We start from the raw sequence: 14,336 nt of genomic DNA, 5'->3' as shown, positions 1-14,336 counted from the left end.
TCAGCTCCAGGTCGCTTTGGTCTTGCCGCTGGAGTAGAGGGCCAACAGAACCAGGAAAGAGAACACCAGCATGAAGCCCGCGAGCCAGTGAGCCTGCGCGTACTCCATGGATTCAACGTGGTTGTAGATCTGCGTCGAGACTACGCGGGTTTTTTCGGGGATGTTGCCGCCGATCATCAACACCACGCCGAATTCACCCACGGTGTGCGCGAAGCCGAGGATGGCGCCGGTGATGAAGCCGGGACGAGCCAGGGGCAGGACGACGGAAAAGAAGGTGTCCCACGGGGTGGCACGCAGGGTGGCGGCGACTTCAAGCGGGCGCGGGCCAATCGCCACGAACGCATTCTGCAGCGGCTGGACCACGAAGGGCATTGAATACAGCACTGAACCGAGCACCAGGCCGCTGAAACTGAACGTCAGCGTGCCCAGCCCAAGGCTTTGGGTAAATTGTCCAAACGCGCCATTCGGCCCCAGCAGCAATAAAAGGTAGAAGCCGATGACCGTGGGCGGCAACACTAGCGGCAAGGCGACGATAGCCCCCACCGGGCCCTTGAGCCATGACCGGGTGTGGGCCAGCCACAACGCGATGGGGGTGCCGACGATCAGCAGAATCACGGTGGTCAACGACGCCAGCTTCAGCGTCAGCCAGATCGCCGCCAGGTCGGCACTGCCCAGCGGCATTTACAGCTGATACCCGTAGGATTTGATGACGGCAGCTGCTTTTGGACCTTTCAGGTAGTCCATCAGGGCTTTGGCAGCGGCACTGTCCTTGCCTTTGTTGAGGATGACCGCGTCCTGTTTGATCGGCTCATGCAGGTTGGCCGGCACGATCCACGCGGAACCGCTGGTCAATTTGCCGTCTTTATACACCTGCGACAGCGCCACGAAACCCAGCTCGGCGTTGCCGGTCTGCACAAACTGGAACGCTTGGGCGATGCTCTGGCCTTCGACGATTTTGGCCTTGGTCGCTTCAGTCAGGCCTTCCTTTTCCAGCACCTGAGTGGCCGCCAGGCCATAAGGCGCGGCTTTCGGGTTGGCGATGGAGAGGTGTTGGTACGCGTTCTTTTTCAGCACTTCGCCCTTGTCATCGACATAACCTTCCTTGGCCGACCACAGGGCCAGCGTGCCGACGGCATAGGTGAAGCGCGAGCCTTTGACGATTTCGTTTTCGCTTTCCAGTTTGGCCGGGGTGGTGTCGTCGGCGGCGAGGAACACTTCGAACGGCGCGCCGTTCTTGATCTGCGTGTAGAACTGACCCGTGGCGCCGAACGACGCGACCAGTTTATGGCCGGTGTCTTTTTCGAAATCCTTGGCGATGGCCTGGATCGGAGCGGTGAAGTTGGCCGCGACGGCGACTTGCACTTCATCGGCGAACGCGCTGCTTGCGGACAAGGCCGCGACAGCGAGGGCCAGGGATTTGAAGGTGACGCGGAGGAACGTTGCGCGCATGAAGCAGCTCCATGTTGGTTTTTATGTGAGTGAGTGCAGGCTCGGCTCGTACCGGCCAAACGCTATGCAGCGGAATATATAGCGATAGTGCGTGGCAAGGAAGCCAGATTGCGGTGGTTCGGTTTAGGTTGATTTATTAGACGGTCGGTCTAATATGGCCCCCCATGACTGATCTGATCGCAAAACCCCGACGCCCAGGGCGTCCTCCGAAAGTGGCCCGCCCCCACGACTTCGACACCCGTGAAGCCCTTATTCGCTGCGGTGTGGAAGTGCTGACTGAGCAGGGCTTCATGGCCACAGGCATCGACAGCATCCTCAAGCGCGTGGGCGTGCCCAAGGGTTCGTTCTACCATTACTTCGCCAGTAAAGAGGCGTTCGGGCTCGCCGTGCTGGACAGTTATGCAGGCTATTTCGCAAGGCGCCTGGACCGCTGGTTGCTGGATGAGTCGCTGTCGCCGCTGGAACGCCTAGCCGGTTTCGTACAGCACTCCAAGGCGAGCATGGCCCGCTATGATTTCAGGCGCGGCTGCCTCGTGGGCAACATGGGCCAGGAAGTCAGCGTGCTGCCGGAAGGGTTTCGCGACGCGCTTGAGCAGACGTTTCTCGACTGGCAACGGCGCTTGTGTGCTTGCTTCGATGCGGCAAAGGCCGTTGGAGAATTGCCGGCGCGTGCGGATTGTGGCGAGCTGGCCGCGTATTTCTGGATCGGTTGGGAAGGCGCCGTGTTGCGCGCACGGCTCGTTCAGAGCGACACCCCCCTCAATACATTCATCGCCGGATTTCTGCGTGGGCTGCCACGCTGATTTCTTCGGCTCTATTTATAGACGATCGGTCTATACGGGAGAAGAGCATGTTCAATGGGATTTTGATTGATAAAGACGACAGCGGTTATCACGTCAAACTGGCGTCTATCGATGAGTCGCAGTTGCCCGCAGGTGACGTCACCGTGCGGGTGTCCCACAGCACACTCAACTACAAGGATGCTTTGGCGATCACTGGCAAGGGGCCAATCGTCCGTCAGTTTCCGATGGCGCCGGGCGTTGATCTGGCGGGCATTGTCGAAGACAGCAGCGATCCGGATTTCAAGTCCGGCGATGCAGTCGTGCTCAACGGTTGGGGTGTAGGCGAAGGGCATTGGGGTGGGCTGGCGCAGGTGGCGCGGGTTCAAGGTAAATGGCTGATCCCGCTGAACGCAGCGTTCACCCCCGCCCAGGCGATGGCCATCGGCACAGCAGGTTACACAGCCATGCTGGCGGTGATGGCGCTGGAGAAGAACGGCGTGACCCCGGACAAGGGCGACGTGTTGGTGACCGGCGCCAATGGCGGTGTCGGCAGCTTCTCGATTGCCTTGCTGGCGAAACTCGGTTATCGCGTGGTGGCGTCCACCGGGCGGGCCTCCGAAGCGGAATACCTGAAGCAACTGGGCGCGGCGGAAATCATCGACCGCGCCACCCTGTCCGAGCCCGGACGCCCTCTGGCCAAGGAGCGCTGGTCAGGCGCCATCGATTCGGTGGGCAGTCACACCTTGGCCAATGTCTGCGCCAGCACCCGTTATTGGGGCACGGTCGCCGCCTGCGGGCTGGCCCAAGGCATGGACTTTCCCGCCTCGGTCGCGCCTTTCATCTTGCGCGGTGTCACGCTGGCGGGCATCGACAGTGTCATGCGTCCGCGTCAGGACCGTATCGACGCATGGACACGACTGGCGACCGACCTGGACCCGAAGGCGCTGGCGCTGATCAGCCACGAAATCGGCTTGAGTGAGGTGATCGCGACTGCCCATCGGCTGATGGATGGGCAGGTGCGTGGGCGGGTGGTCGTCGACACCGGGCGCTAAGCCGCAGTGCGGGTGCCCGATTTGCCGTAGAAAAAGTCGGTGATTTGCAGCACCTTGATTAGGCTGCAGGCCGGGTGTTTCGGATTGATCAGCACCAGCCGTATTTCCTCCATGGCGGCTGACGGCAGGATCAATCCCAGCTGGTCATTGCGTTCGAGCCATTCGCCACCGTACTCCATGCTGGGCCGGTCAGCGGGGAAGTTGTCCCAGCCCATCGGCAATTGGTCGACGGCTGGCGTTTCAAACAGTTCGGGGTCGGGCGGCAGTTCAAGGTGCATGAGCTTGAAACGCAGTTGAGGAACGTGCCCGGCGAGGATCACCGGGTCGAGCGCGCAGCCGGACGGACTCAGGCCCAGGTACACGGCGGGTACGTCCGGCGGATTCCAGCGACCGCCGTACACGGCGGCGCCTGCGCCGGAAAGGCCAGTGATGTCGTCGGCCTTGCTGATTCTCCAGGCGTGCATTACACCACCCCGCCATGTTCCAGGGCCGCCAACGCGCGGCGAACCTGGCCAGCGCCGATTTCGGTCTCGCACAACGTGAGCGGGGTCTGGTCGTTGAGGGCGCGATTAACGGTCATCATCCAGCGCCGTGCGGTGTCTTGATCCTCGAACACCTCGGCGGCGCGCATGGCCAGCGAAGCGACCCGGTCCAGCCGTTCGGAACCGACCAGATCCAGTGGCCGTCGTTGCCGCTGCCGACGTTCCAGTGTCGAAATCGAGGCGTTGAGCAGGGCTTCCAGCTGGCTGTTGCTCAATTGAAATGCGTTGCGTACGGTCTTGACCCACCCCGGCGGAAAACCGGTGCGGATGTAGGCGAGTCGTTCTGTTTCATTGCGGGTGCTGAGCTGATCGGCGATCAGCCAGAAAGCGGGCGAAGCCGCGTGAGTCGACGCTTGAAAAATGGCAGGCACGTCCATGCTCCTTCATCAGATGTCCGACGCAGGACGTTACGCCCCTGTCAGGGTTTCTCAAGCGCCAAGCTGTTACACGGGGTTGCCTGTGCTTCGTGGTCGAGCAACTGACGCTTGCGCTCCGCGCCCCAGCGATATCCGGACAGCCCGCCGTCGCTGCGCACCACCCGATGACAGGGGATAGCCACTGCCAGCGGGTTAGCGCCGCACGCCTGCGCGACAGCGCGGAACGAGCGGGGCGCGCCGATGCGTTTGGCAATGTCTGCGTAGCTGGCGGTGGTGCCTGGCGGGATGTGTTTCAGCGCCTGCCAGACCCGTTGCTGAAACGCCGTGCCTTGCAAATCCAGGGGCAAATCCAGACCCAGTCCGGGGGCTTCGACGAAGCCGACAACCTGGGCCACCAACTGCTCGAATCCGCCGTCGCCGCCAATCAGCGTGGCGTTGTGAAACTGATCTTGCAGATCGCGGACGAGTTGGTCCGGATCGTCGCCGAGCAGGATCGCGCACACGCCGCGTTGGCTCTGAGCGACCAGAATCGAGCCAAGGAAGCATTCGCCCACCGCAAAATGAATGTCAGCGTTGGTCCCGCCCTTGCGGTAGTCCGACGGCGTCATGCCGAGCAGGGTTTCGCTGGCCTCGTAGAAGCGGCTGTTGGAGTTGAACCCTGCGTCGTACATCGCCTGGGTGATGGTCTGGGTGTCGCTCAGTCGATGGCGCACGCGCTCGGCGCGGTGGGCGCTGGCCCAGGCTTTGGGGGTGACGCCCGTGACGGCCTTGAACACACGATGAAAATGCCAAGGGCTCATGCCCGAGAGTGCGGCGAGGGCGTTGAGGCTGGGGGGCTGTTCCGCCTCGGCGATGTGTCGGCACGCGTTGGCGACGATCCCGGCGTGCTGCTCGGCCAGGTGGGTCTGATCGGCAGCGGCCCGTTTGCTGGGGCGGTAACCGGCGGCTTCGGCTTGCGCCGCGCAGTCGAAGAAAATCACGTTCTCCGGACGCGGCAGGCGCGACACGCTGCTGGGGCGGCAGTAAATGCCGGTCGTGCGGACGGCGTAGACGAACTGCGCGTCGGCAGCCGGGTCACGGGCTACCACGGCCGCCCAGCGCGGGTCGTCTTCGATGTGTTGTGCAGACCGTTGCAACTTGCCTTGGCCCATGACCCGTTACCTCTGAAAATGACTGTTGAGCCTCAAGACTACTGCCTGCGCCGAGGTCAGGAACCCCGAGTCTTGCGGTCAAATTCAGCCTGGCATGGGCGGCAGAGTGCCGAGCAAGGACACGGCGGCCAGCGCGGCCCCACCCGACAGGCCTTCGAGCAGTACACTGGCCCTCAAGACAGGAAGTCGCAATACGTGGGCGCGCGCCAGGCTTCGATTCACGGCTGCCAGCGCCAGCATGCACAGCACCAGCGCCTCTTTGATTCCCAGCACTGCCCCGAACCCCGAAAACGCCGGGTCTGGCCACCATCCGCCACTCAGGGCGCGTACGTTGACCAGCCCAGTGGCAATGATCAAGGCCACCAGCCCGTAACCGATGCCGCTGAAGCGCAGCAGCACGGCACGCAGGTCCACCGGATCAACGGATTTGATCAGAACGGCCAGCATCAGCAGGCCGCCCAGCCAGGTGGCGACGCCGAGCAGGTGCAGCATCTGGTTGATGATCAGCAGTTGGCCGCGCAGGCCGTCGAACATGGCGCCATGACCCACCGGCGCCAGCGTCAGCAACAAGAGGGCGTTGATCCAAAGGCGGGACTTCACCGATGTGCCCGGGCGAAGCACCCAGATCAATGCCAGCAGATTCAGCGCCAGATGCACGACCCAGACGCGACCGAAGAAGGTGTGACCCAGGACGAGCGCGAGCGTGGAGGGCGCAAACCCTTCGCGCCAGTCACCGGCCATGCTCCCGGCGGTCAGCATCAGCCAGCCCAGTGCGCTCAGCAGCGCCGTGCCGGTCAGCCACGCGAGCTGGCGGTCAAGTCGACGGCTGTCGGGACGTGTTACGAACGCCGTCAGGTTCGAAGTGAATAGCACACTGCGAAACAGGCCCGAACCGAACAGCAGCAAGACAGCGCCGAAGTGCACGAACCGGCACAGGATCAACCCTTCTTGCATGGCGTTATGGCGTCACCTGAAAGCGATAAACGCCTTCGCTTTTGTGCGTATCGACCGACACCGCATGCCATTCGACCTTGTATTTGCCCGGCGCCAGCGGGACGGCCGGGACCACGATCAGCACTTTCTTATCGGCGGGGTCGGTGGTGACGCTCTGGGTCTGGATGATTTCGGTGGTTTCCCCCGGACCGTCGAGGCTGATCGCGACTTTGGTGAATTTTTCTTCGACGCCTTCTGAGAAATTCAGGCGCAGTTCCTTGGGCGTGGTCACTTCGCTGTCAGCGGCAGGCAGCTGGCTCTCCAGGTGCGCATGGGCGAAAGCCGGCGTGGCGATCAGGGAGGCGAGCAACGGCAGGCAAGCGAGGGCGAGTTTCAAGCGGTGGGCAGACATCAAGGGTTCCTTCGAATTCGTGAAAGCGTGTTGCAGCGACAGGCCGGTCTGGAGCCGATGCCGTGTCGATTCCGGTCAATGCGAGCGCTACTAGACCAGAAACCGCCTCTCGACTCCAGTTAAACCCCTGAACGGTGCATCAGACCGGGAGGCGTTTCTGAATGCTGCGGGCCATGATTTCCAGGTCTTCGAACGGGTTTTTGCCCACCAGCATGAAGTCCTGCCGGGTGTTGGACCAGTACACCACGTTGAGCCCCAGACGCTGTTCCCGGCCAAGGGTTTCGCTGCCGGTGCGTGCCTGATTGATGCACAACGCCAAAGGGCCGTGCCGGGCATCGAGGTAGGTCAATTGGCCGATGAGCACGCCGTCGTAGTCGAGGATTTGCGCCCGCCGGAATTCCGCACCGGGCAATGCCACCATTTCAGGGCTCAGCGCCAGGCCGAGCTGTTGTCCCACCGAACTCAACTGGGCGACATGGGACGAGGGGTCAGCGGTCAGGTTGTCGAGGGTCTGCGGGGTGTACAACGCCATGTATTCGGCCACCGACCCGCGCCATCCGCCGCCGGATTTAGGGCTTTGCATGCCCATTAACAGGCGATCTGCGGCGATTCCGGCGACAACGAACGTCGCGGCCATGGCCAGGAAACCGCGACGGCTCAGGGCTGGCTTCGGTGGTGCGGCCGCTGCGGGCAACCCGTCGAGCATGCGTTGCAGGCGTGCGGTGGGGGCATCGTCCAGGACCGAATCAAACGCTTCGCGAAACGGCAGGTCCGACCGTTTCAGCCGTTCAAGCCGCGCCGCGACCGAGGCGTCGGTGCGCAGCAGGTCGTCGATGGACTGGCGTTGTTCCCGGTCGAGTTCGTCGTCCAGCCAGGCGACCAGCCATTCGTCCGAAGGGGGGGCGTGTGTCGTATCGCGGGTCATCGCCGTTCTCCTGTCGAAGGGCTCGACATGGCGGGTGGTGCGGTTTCAGCCAGTTTCAGGCGCGCGGCCGCCAATCGGCTCATGACGGTGCCCACGGGAATTTGCAGGATGTCGGCAGTCTCCCTGTACGAAAGTCCTTCGACATAGGTCAGAAAGACCGTTTCGCGTTGGGCTTCCGGCAGCGCGTTGACACGTTTGATCACTTGGGCGGCGAGGACTTCTTTCTGTGCCTGGCTTTCCCCGTCAAAGGACAGCTCCTGCTCGGCATCGACGAAACCCTGGCCCTGACGGACCCGTTGCGAGCGCAGTTCGTTGAGCCAGATCGAATGCATGATCGCCAACAGCCAACGGTCCAGACGGGTGCCCGCGGCGAACTGCGCGGCACGCTCCAGCGCCCGGACACAAGTGGCTTGCACCAGATCATCGGCCAGGTGCTTTTGTCGAGACAGCACCCAGCCGTATCGCCACAACCTTGGCAACAGAAGACCCAGCTCCCGGCGAAACTCAGCGTCTCTGCCTATGATGGCCTCCCGGCCTGTCGCTCATCATTCACTGAAGCGAACTCAGGTCTGCGGCGCTGCGGCGATGGCGTCGGCCAAGTCTTCGTACTCTTCACAGGTGGTGCTGCACAGCGCCTTGATCTTCACCAACTGTTCTTGAGCGAGATCGACGCGGCCCTTGATCACGTACGCCTCGCCCAGGTACTCCCGCACTTGTGCGTAGTTGGGGTCCAGGGCCACGGATTTCAGGTAGTAGCCGATGCCTTCATCGGTCCGGCCCAATTTGCGGGTGGCGTAGCCGCGATAGTTCAGCGCCTTCGCGGTATTCGGGTTTTGCAGGGTGTCGAGCAACGACAGCGCTTCTTCGTAGCGGCCGTCTTTGGCGAGGCGGTAGGCATAATCGGTGCGGTCGGCGTCCGAGGTGGCCTTACTGGTCTGCATCACGCATTTGCCGGATTTGCTGTCCCAGACCTGGCCTTTCGGGCAGTTGGGCTTGGGCGGGGCGGACTCGTCGCCCGAGGCGCGGGCCTGACCGGCGAACAGTGCGAGGGCCACGCAGGCCCCCAGCAGCAGGGAAGGACGGGAGGGCGTGGCATGTGCAGACTGTGTGTTCATGGTTCTCATGCTCCGTAAATGATGGGATCGAATACGCGTTCGGCCCTGCCGAACACCACAATGACCGGGCGCAGGCCCGGTCAGCGAAGGATCAGCCGCGCAGATCCCCGCGAGGCATAGGCAACATGCGTTTCAAGGTGCTGTCGCCGACGATGTAGTGATGCCACAACGCAGCGGCGGCATGCACCCCTGCCAAAAAGATGATCGCCCAGGCGACGTTGTCATGCAGACCGCCCAGGGTGCTCCGCAGCCCGTGATCGATGGCGAACGGCGCCGGGATCGGAAACAGGCCAAAGAACGTGAACGGCTCACCCTGTGCCCAGCGAAACAGAAAACCCAGCGAGATTTGCGCCAGCAACAGCAGGTACAGCACGCCGTGCCCAAGGCTGGCCGCCAGATGGGCGGCGGGGTGGGTGTCGTGTTTCGGACGATTGCCGCCAAACACGCGCCAGACGATGCGCGCGACGATCAGCACGGCAAAGGCGATGCCCAAGGAAATATGCACTGACTGTAGCCCCTTGCGCAGGTCCGTGCCTTTGGCGAGAAACGCCCACATGTGGGCGCTGGCGAACAGAAAAATGACAACGGCGGCGGTCAGCCAGTGAAAAAGGCGAGTGATGCGGTCGTAGTGGTGAGCGGGAAGGCTGTGCAGGCGTGAAGTCGTGCTGTTCATGTGTAATCCCCGAAAGTGTCGAACCGTAAACACCCCGGCGAAGAAAGTTATTCGGCCCGGTCGTAAATTCTTTTCGGAGAAGGTCCGACGTACCGGGACCCTACCTCATCCCGGCACGCCCAGCCCGTTTCAGACCTTGAAAAAGCTCACGCGGGCGGTGAGTTGATCGGCGAGTTGCGAAAGCTCCTTGCTCGACAGTGCGACCTGATTAGAGCCCACCGCCGCCTCGCGGGCCGAGTCATGAATACGGTTAATGTTCTGGCTGACGTCTTCCGCCACGGCGCCTTGCTGCGCAGCGGCACTGGCGATTTGCGCGTTCATGTCATTCAGCGCACCAACCTCGTGACGAATTTTCACCAGCGCCGTTTGCGCTTCCTGGGTCTGCTGGACCGTACGGTGAGCCATTTCCCGGCTTTCGCGCATCAGCCCGGCCGTGACGCCGGCACCGGCCTGCAACTGGCCGACCATGTTGCGGATTTCCTGTGTGGACTCCTGTGTCCGTGTGGCCAGCGAGCGAACTTCATCGGCGACCACGGCAAAGCCACGACCTGCTTCACCTGCGCGGGCGGCTTCGATGGCGGCGTTCAGGGCCAGCAGGTTGGTGCGTTCGGCGATGGCGTTGATCACCGCGACGATGGTCTCGATGGACTGACTGTCATCGGAGACTTTTCCGACGGAATCAGCGGCGCTTTCCAGCTTGTACGCCAGCTCGTGCATGGCTTTGGCGGTGCCTTCGACCATGAGCTTGCCATGCTCGACTTCCTGATCGGCTGTTTCGGTGGCGTTCGCCGCCTTCGCCGCGTAACCGGCGACTTCCTTGACGGTGCCTGCCATTTGGCCGATAGCCGTGGCCATGTGCTCGGTCTCGGTGGCTTGCAGGCGCATCTGTTCGCTGTTGCTGTCGGAACTGGCGCGCAGTTGCGAGGATGAGCCCATCAAATCCATCGCCGCCGCCCGCACCTGGTTGATGGTGGCGGAGAGGTGCGCATTGGTGACTTTCAAGGCGCCCATCACGCTGTCGGGGTAGGGCGTATCGATGGCTTGAGTCAGTTCACCCGAGGCCAGCCGTCGGATGGAGGCCGCGACTTCGTGGGGTTCAGCACCGAGGGTGGATTTGATGCTGCGGATGATCAGCAGCGAAGCCACAACGCCCAACGCCACGGCAACGGCGGTGGCGATCAACATCAGCACCGCAAAACTGGCGGCGGTGACGCGCACCATGCCGATATGGTCGGCAATGGAGGCTTCTTCCAGATCGATCAGCGCGTTGATGCGGTTCAGCCAGTCCTTGTAGGCGCCCGAAACGTCAGCCATCAGCGCAGTCTGTGCCTGGTCGATGTCGCCTTGTTGACGCAGGCGCAGCACTTTGTCGGTCGCGCTCAGGGCGGCACGTTCCGCCGCTTTGATGCTGGCCAGAAGTTCTTGTTCGCGGGCAGTGGCGCCTTTGGTTTGATAAATCTGGTCCATCGGGCTGGCGGACGCTTGATACAGCGCGTTCAGGCGCTCGATGTCGCGCAGGTGGGGCGCCAGGCCCTGGTCGTCGCGGACCAGCACGGCGTCGCGCACTGCAATGGCCCGGTCATGCACGCTGCCTCGGAAGTTGATCGCGTAACGCTGCTTGATCGTGGCGTCTTCGCTCACATCCGTCAGCGTATTTTCAATAATGCTGACCCGGTGCACGCCGATGAGGGTGATGAGGATCATCAGGGCGAGTACCAGACCGAAGCCGAGCCCAAGCCGTTTGCCGATCGTAAGCTGTTTGAACATGTCCGCCGGTTCCAACTGTTGTCTGATATTAGATGGCTACTACCGATGCTCGTTATACGTCATCGCTGAGACGTTTGCAGGCGCTTTTATCTATCGGGGCGATATACGCTGCCGGTGGCGAATCGGGTCGGGAAATGAAGCCTGCGGGTGATTAAACCCTGCGGGTGATTAAACCCTGCGGGTGATTAAACACTGTGAGTGATGGCATCAAGTGCGCGGAGAGTTACGAACTATCGTGAATTAACCAGATAGTGAAAACTGCATGAAGATTATTTAATAAAAAAAGCCACCGCACTGACGTGGGGTGGCTAAAAAGTCTTACCAAAGGAATGATGAAGTGGAGCAAGATTCGATTACTTGATGCTGCGGATTCACCAAGTCATTGATTCGTGTGCTTCATCGCCGACAAAGGTAACACCGGTGGCGGCGCTGCAACTATTACTAAGATCGATAGTGACTATCACGACCCATTCATGAACCGTCTGGCGGAAAAATGCTAAAAGTTTTTCGCCCGAGGAGCACACTCGGCAAGAAATGGGGTTGATATACCTCATTGCAACAATAAGGAAATGGGCCTCTAGCCTGTAGATCAACCGTGAACATCAATTACGGTGCCGATGTATTTTTGCCCATCTGCCATAGCGCACATTCCACCGTTTCATCTTTCTCCTGAACTCAGGACGATACCCTGCATGTCAGGGTCTGCGGAACGTTGGGCCTTAATTGAGACAGGGGATAATAATGACATTTGTGAAATGGAACCTCGTGACGCTCGCGGTTTCGCTGGGCGTGAGCCAGATGGCGGCCGCTGGCGTCGTCAGTGATCAGTCCGATGCCAAGGGTTTTGTCGAAGACAGCAGCCTGACCGTTCATCTCAAGAACTATTACTTCAATCGCGACGGCAAGAACGGCGGTGGCGACCGCAAGGATTGGACCCAGGGTGTCATCGGCAACTTCAGCTCGGGGTTCACCCAGGGCACGGTGGGCTTTGGCGTCGATGCCTACGGTGAGTGGGGCATCAAGCTGGACGGCGGCGCAGGCACCGCGGGGACTGGCAACCTGCCGGTGGATCGCCACGGCGATCCGGAAGACGAGTACGGCACTGCGGGCGGGGCCATCAAAATGCGGATTTCCAAGACCGAATTGCGCTACGGCGATCTGATGCCGACCGCGCCGGTGTTTGCCGCAGGCGGTTCGCGCCTGTTCACGCAGACAGCCACGGGCTTCAACCTGTTGAGCAGTGACATCGCCGGTCTGGAACTGGATGGTGGTCACTTCACGGGCGGCAATGGCCCGGTCACCACCAACCACGATCACGATATTTATGCGTCTTATGCCGGTGTTACGGCGTCGAGCATTGACTATGCCGGTGGCAAGTACACCTTCAACGACAACCTGACGGCCAGCCTGTATGGCTCCAACCTGAAGGACGTCTGGGATCAGTACTACGGTAACCTCAACTACACCCAAGGCATTACTGATACCCAGTCCGTCAACTTCGATTTCAATATCTACCGCACCAATGATGCCGGTTCGGCCAAGGCCGGTGATATCAGCAACACCACGTGGTCGCTGGCCGCTGCTTATTCTTTCCTGACCGCACACACGATTACGCTGGCGTACCAGAAAGTGCATGGCGATACCCCTTTCGACTATGTGGCCTTTGGTATTAACGGCCCTGGTGACACGGCGGATTCGATCTTCCTCGCCAACTCCGTTCAATACTCGGACTTCAACGGCCCCGGCGAGAAATCGTGGCAGGCCCGTTATGACTTGAACATGGCGAGCTACGGCGTGCCGGGGCTTAGTTTCATGGCGCGTTACATCACCGGTGATGATATCGACGGCTCGCATATGCCGTCGAACAGCACCTACGTGAATTATGGTTACGGTGAAGATGGCAAGCACCACGAGATCAACGTCGAGGCCAAATATGTGGTGCAGGCCGGGCCGGCGAAGAACCTGTCGCTGCGTTTGCGTGAAGCGATCCATCGCGCCAATGCCGACCAGGCGGAAGGCGACGTGAATGAATTGCGTCTGATCGCGGATTACCCGATCAACGTGTTCTGATGCGTTAAACCTGCTGGTAATAAAAAGCCAGGCGAACCCGTAACGGTTGCCTGGCTTTTTTCATGGCGTAGAACGCTGTGTGAAAGATCAATCCGGCGTGTGATCCCCACGAATCGAGAAGTTCGACATGTGCTCCAGGCCTTTGATCAGGCCGGAGTGGTCCCAACCGCTGCCTCCCAGTGCCGCGCAGGTGCTGAATACCTGTTGAGCGTTGGCGGTGTTTGGCAGGTTCAGCCCCAGTTCGCGAGCGCCTTCCAACGCAAGGTTCAGGTCTTTCTGGTGCAGGGCGATGCGGAAGCCGGGGTTGAAGGTGCCTTTGATCATGCGTTCGCCGTGAACTTCAAGAATCTTCGACGAGGCGAAACCGCCCATCAGCGCTTCGCGGACTTTTGCCGGATCAGCGCCATTTTTCGAGGCGAACAGCAGCGCTTCCGCCACCGCCTGAATGTTCAGGGCGACGATGATCTGGTTGGCGACCTTGGCGGTCTGGCCGTCGCCATTGCCGCCGACGAGGGTGATGTTCTTGCCCATGGTCTGGAACAAGGGCAGAGCGCGCTCGAAGGTGCCTTGATTGCCGCCGACCATGATGCTCAGCGTCGCGGCCTTGGCGCCGACTTCACCGCCCGACACCGGGGCGTCGAGGTAGTGCGCGCCCGTGGCGTTGATCTTCTCGGCGAAGGTTTTGGTGGCGGACGGCGAAATCGAGCTCATGTCGATCACCACTTTGCCCGCACCCGTGCCTTCGCTCAGGCCGTTCTCGCCGAACAGTACGTCGTTGACCTGAGGGGTGTCGGGCAGCATGACGATGATGAATTCCGCTTCCTGGGCCACTTCTCGCGGGTTGTTCAACACCGTCGCGCCGCCGTCGATCAAGGAGGCGGGCGGGGCGACGAAGTGTTTCGACAGGATGAGTTGATGACCTGCTTTCTGCAGGTTTTCCGCCATGGGCAGGCCCATGATGCCGGTGCCGATAAAGCCGATGTTCGCCATGAAATGTTCCTCTTTTTTGTAAATGTGCCGCCTGTAGGAGCGTGGCTTGTCCCGCGATCGACCGGGCACCGGTCGTAAAACAGATACGCACGGTGTGT

At 61.1% G+C, this 14,336-nt stretch carries 16 protein-coding genes; 3 read left to right on the top strand and 13 right to left on the bottom strand.

The genetic code is table 11. From position 1 onward, the window contains the following. Window positions 1–681, bottom strand: coding sequence for a molybdate ABC transporter permease subunit (gene modB / locus AAEO81_RS17485; RefSeq protein ID WP_166594668.1), 681 nt, complete (start codon window positions 679–681; stop codon window positions 1–3). Further along, complete coding sequence (gene modA / locus AAEO81_RS17480; RefSeq protein WP_341958190.1) at window positions 682–1,449, bottom strand: molybdate ABC transporter substrate-binding protein; 768 nt, start codon at window positions 1,447–1,449, stop codon at window positions 682–684. A gap of 164 nt (window positions 1,450–1,613) precedes the next feature. Here modA and AAEO81_RS17475 point away from each other — a divergent pair, with 164 nt between their 5' ends. Then, a complete protein-coding gene (locus AAEO81_RS17475) occupies window positions 1,614–2,252 on the top strand; it encodes a TetR/AcrR family transcriptional regulator (RefSeq protein ID WP_341958188.1) in 639 nt (212 codons plus the stop codon). 47 nt (window positions 2,253–2,299) lie between these two features. Further along, window positions 2,300–3,283 (top strand): MDR family oxidoreductase, encoded by a 984-nt coding sequence (locus AAEO81_RS17470; protein ID WP_341958186.1) that lies wholly within the window; start codon window positions 2,300–2,302, stop codon window positions 3,281–3,283. Here the strand turns inward: AAEO81_RS17470 and AAEO81_RS17465 are convergent. The 10 genes from AAEO81_RS17465 to AAEO81_RS17420 form a co-directional block, all read right to left on the bottom strand. After that, on the bottom strand, window positions 3,280–3,747 hold the full coding sequence (locus AAEO81_RS17465; protein WP_341958184.1) for an RES family NAD+ phosphorylase: 468 nt from the start codon (window positions 3,745–3,747) through the stop codon (window positions 3,280–3,282). The two genes, AAEO81_RS17470 and AAEO81_RS17465, sit on opposite strands and share 4 nt — an antisense overlap. Beyond that, window positions 3,747–4,196, bottom strand: coding sequence for an antitoxin Xre/MbcA/ParS toxin-binding domain-containing protein (locus AAEO81_RS17460; protein ID WP_341958183.1), 450 nt, complete (start codon window positions 4,194–4,196; stop codon window positions 3,747–3,749). The genes AAEO81_RS17465 and AAEO81_RS17460 overlap by 1 nt, the downstream gene beginning before the upstream one ends. A 47-nt stretch (window positions 4,197–4,243) precedes the next feature. Then, window positions 4,244–5,353, bottom strand: coding sequence for a bifunctional DNA-binding transcriptional regulator/O6-methylguanine-DNA methyltransferase Ada (gene ada / locus AAEO81_RS17455; protein ID WP_341958181.1), 1,110 nt, complete (start codon window positions 5,351–5,353; stop codon window positions 4,244–4,246). Between the two features lie 84 nt (window positions 5,354–5,437). Next, window positions 5,438–6,307: a copper homeostasis membrane protein CopD gene (gene copD / locus AAEO81_RS17450; RefSeq protein ID WP_341958180.1), complete on the bottom strand. Its 870-nt coding sequence runs from the start codon at window positions 6,305–6,307 to the stop codon at window positions 5,438–5,440. Window positions 6,308–6,311: 4 nt separating this feature from the next. After that, on the bottom strand, window positions 6,312–6,698 hold the full coding sequence (gene copC, locus AAEO81_RS17445; protein ID WP_166594660.1) for a copper homeostasis periplasmic binding protein CopC: 387 nt from the start codon (window positions 6,696–6,698) through the stop codon (window positions 6,312–6,314). 139 nt (window positions 6,699–6,837) lie between these two features. After that, window positions 6,838–7,623 carry a transcriptional regulator gene (locus tag AAEO81_RS17440; RefSeq protein WP_341958178.1) on the bottom strand — a complete coding sequence of 262 codons (786 nt, stop codon included), beginning with the start codon at window positions 7,621–7,623 and terminating at the stop codon, window positions 6,838–6,840. After that, the gene (locus AAEO81_RS17435; protein ID WP_341964554.1) at window positions 7,620–8,114 is read right to left on the bottom strand and encodes an RNA polymerase sigma factor; all 495 of its coding nucleotides are present in this window, start codon (window positions 8,112–8,114) and stop codon (window positions 7,620–7,622) included. The genes AAEO81_RS17440 and AAEO81_RS17435 overlap by 4 nt, the downstream gene beginning before the upstream one ends. A gap of 72 nt (window positions 8,115–8,186) precedes the next feature. Beyond that, on the bottom strand, window positions 8,187–8,738 hold the full coding sequence (locus AAEO81_RS17430) for a hypothetical protein (RefSeq protein ID WP_341958176.1): 552 nt from the start codon (window positions 8,736–8,738) through the stop codon (window positions 8,187–8,189). A gap of 91 nt (window positions 8,739–8,829) precedes the next feature. Further along, entirely contained in the window at window positions 8,830–9,411 is a 582-nt protein-coding gene (locus tag AAEO81_RS17425) for a cytochrome b (RefSeq protein ID WP_341958174.1), read from the bottom strand. Between the two features lie 129 nt (window positions 9,412–9,540). Further along, window positions 9,541–11,178 (bottom strand): methyl-accepting chemotaxis protein, encoded by a 1,638-nt coding sequence (locus AAEO81_RS17420; RefSeq protein WP_341958173.1) that lies wholly within the window; start codon window positions 11,176–11,178, stop codon window positions 9,541–9,543. Between the two features lie 741 nt (window positions 11,179–11,919). Between AAEO81_RS17420 and AAEO81_RS17415 the strand changes: the two genes are divergently transcribed. Continuing rightward, on the top strand, window positions 11,920–13,248 hold the full coding sequence (locus AAEO81_RS17415) for an OprD family porin (RefSeq protein WP_166594655.1): 1,329 nt from the start codon (window positions 11,920–11,922) through the stop codon (window positions 13,246–13,248). An 87-nt stretch (window positions 13,249–13,335) separates the two neighbouring features. Here the strand turns inward: AAEO81_RS17415 and AAEO81_RS17410 are convergent, their stop codons facing one another. After that, window positions 13,336–14,238, bottom strand: a complete 903-nt coding sequence (locus tag AAEO81_RS17410; protein ID WP_166594654.1) for a 2-hydroxy-3-oxopropionate reductase — start codon at window positions 14,236–14,238, stop codon at window positions 13,336–13,338. Window positions 14,239–14,336 lie beyond the last annotated feature (98 nt).

The organism is Pseudomonas sp. RC10 (assembly GCF_038397775.1).
Lineage (GTDB): Bacteria > Pseudomonadota > Gammaproteobacteria > Pseudomonadales > Pseudomonadaceae > Aquipseudomonas > Aquipseudomonas bambusae.
Note: the sequence above shows the minus strand (reverse complement) of the source record. Positions and strands in the feature narration are given on the sequence as shown.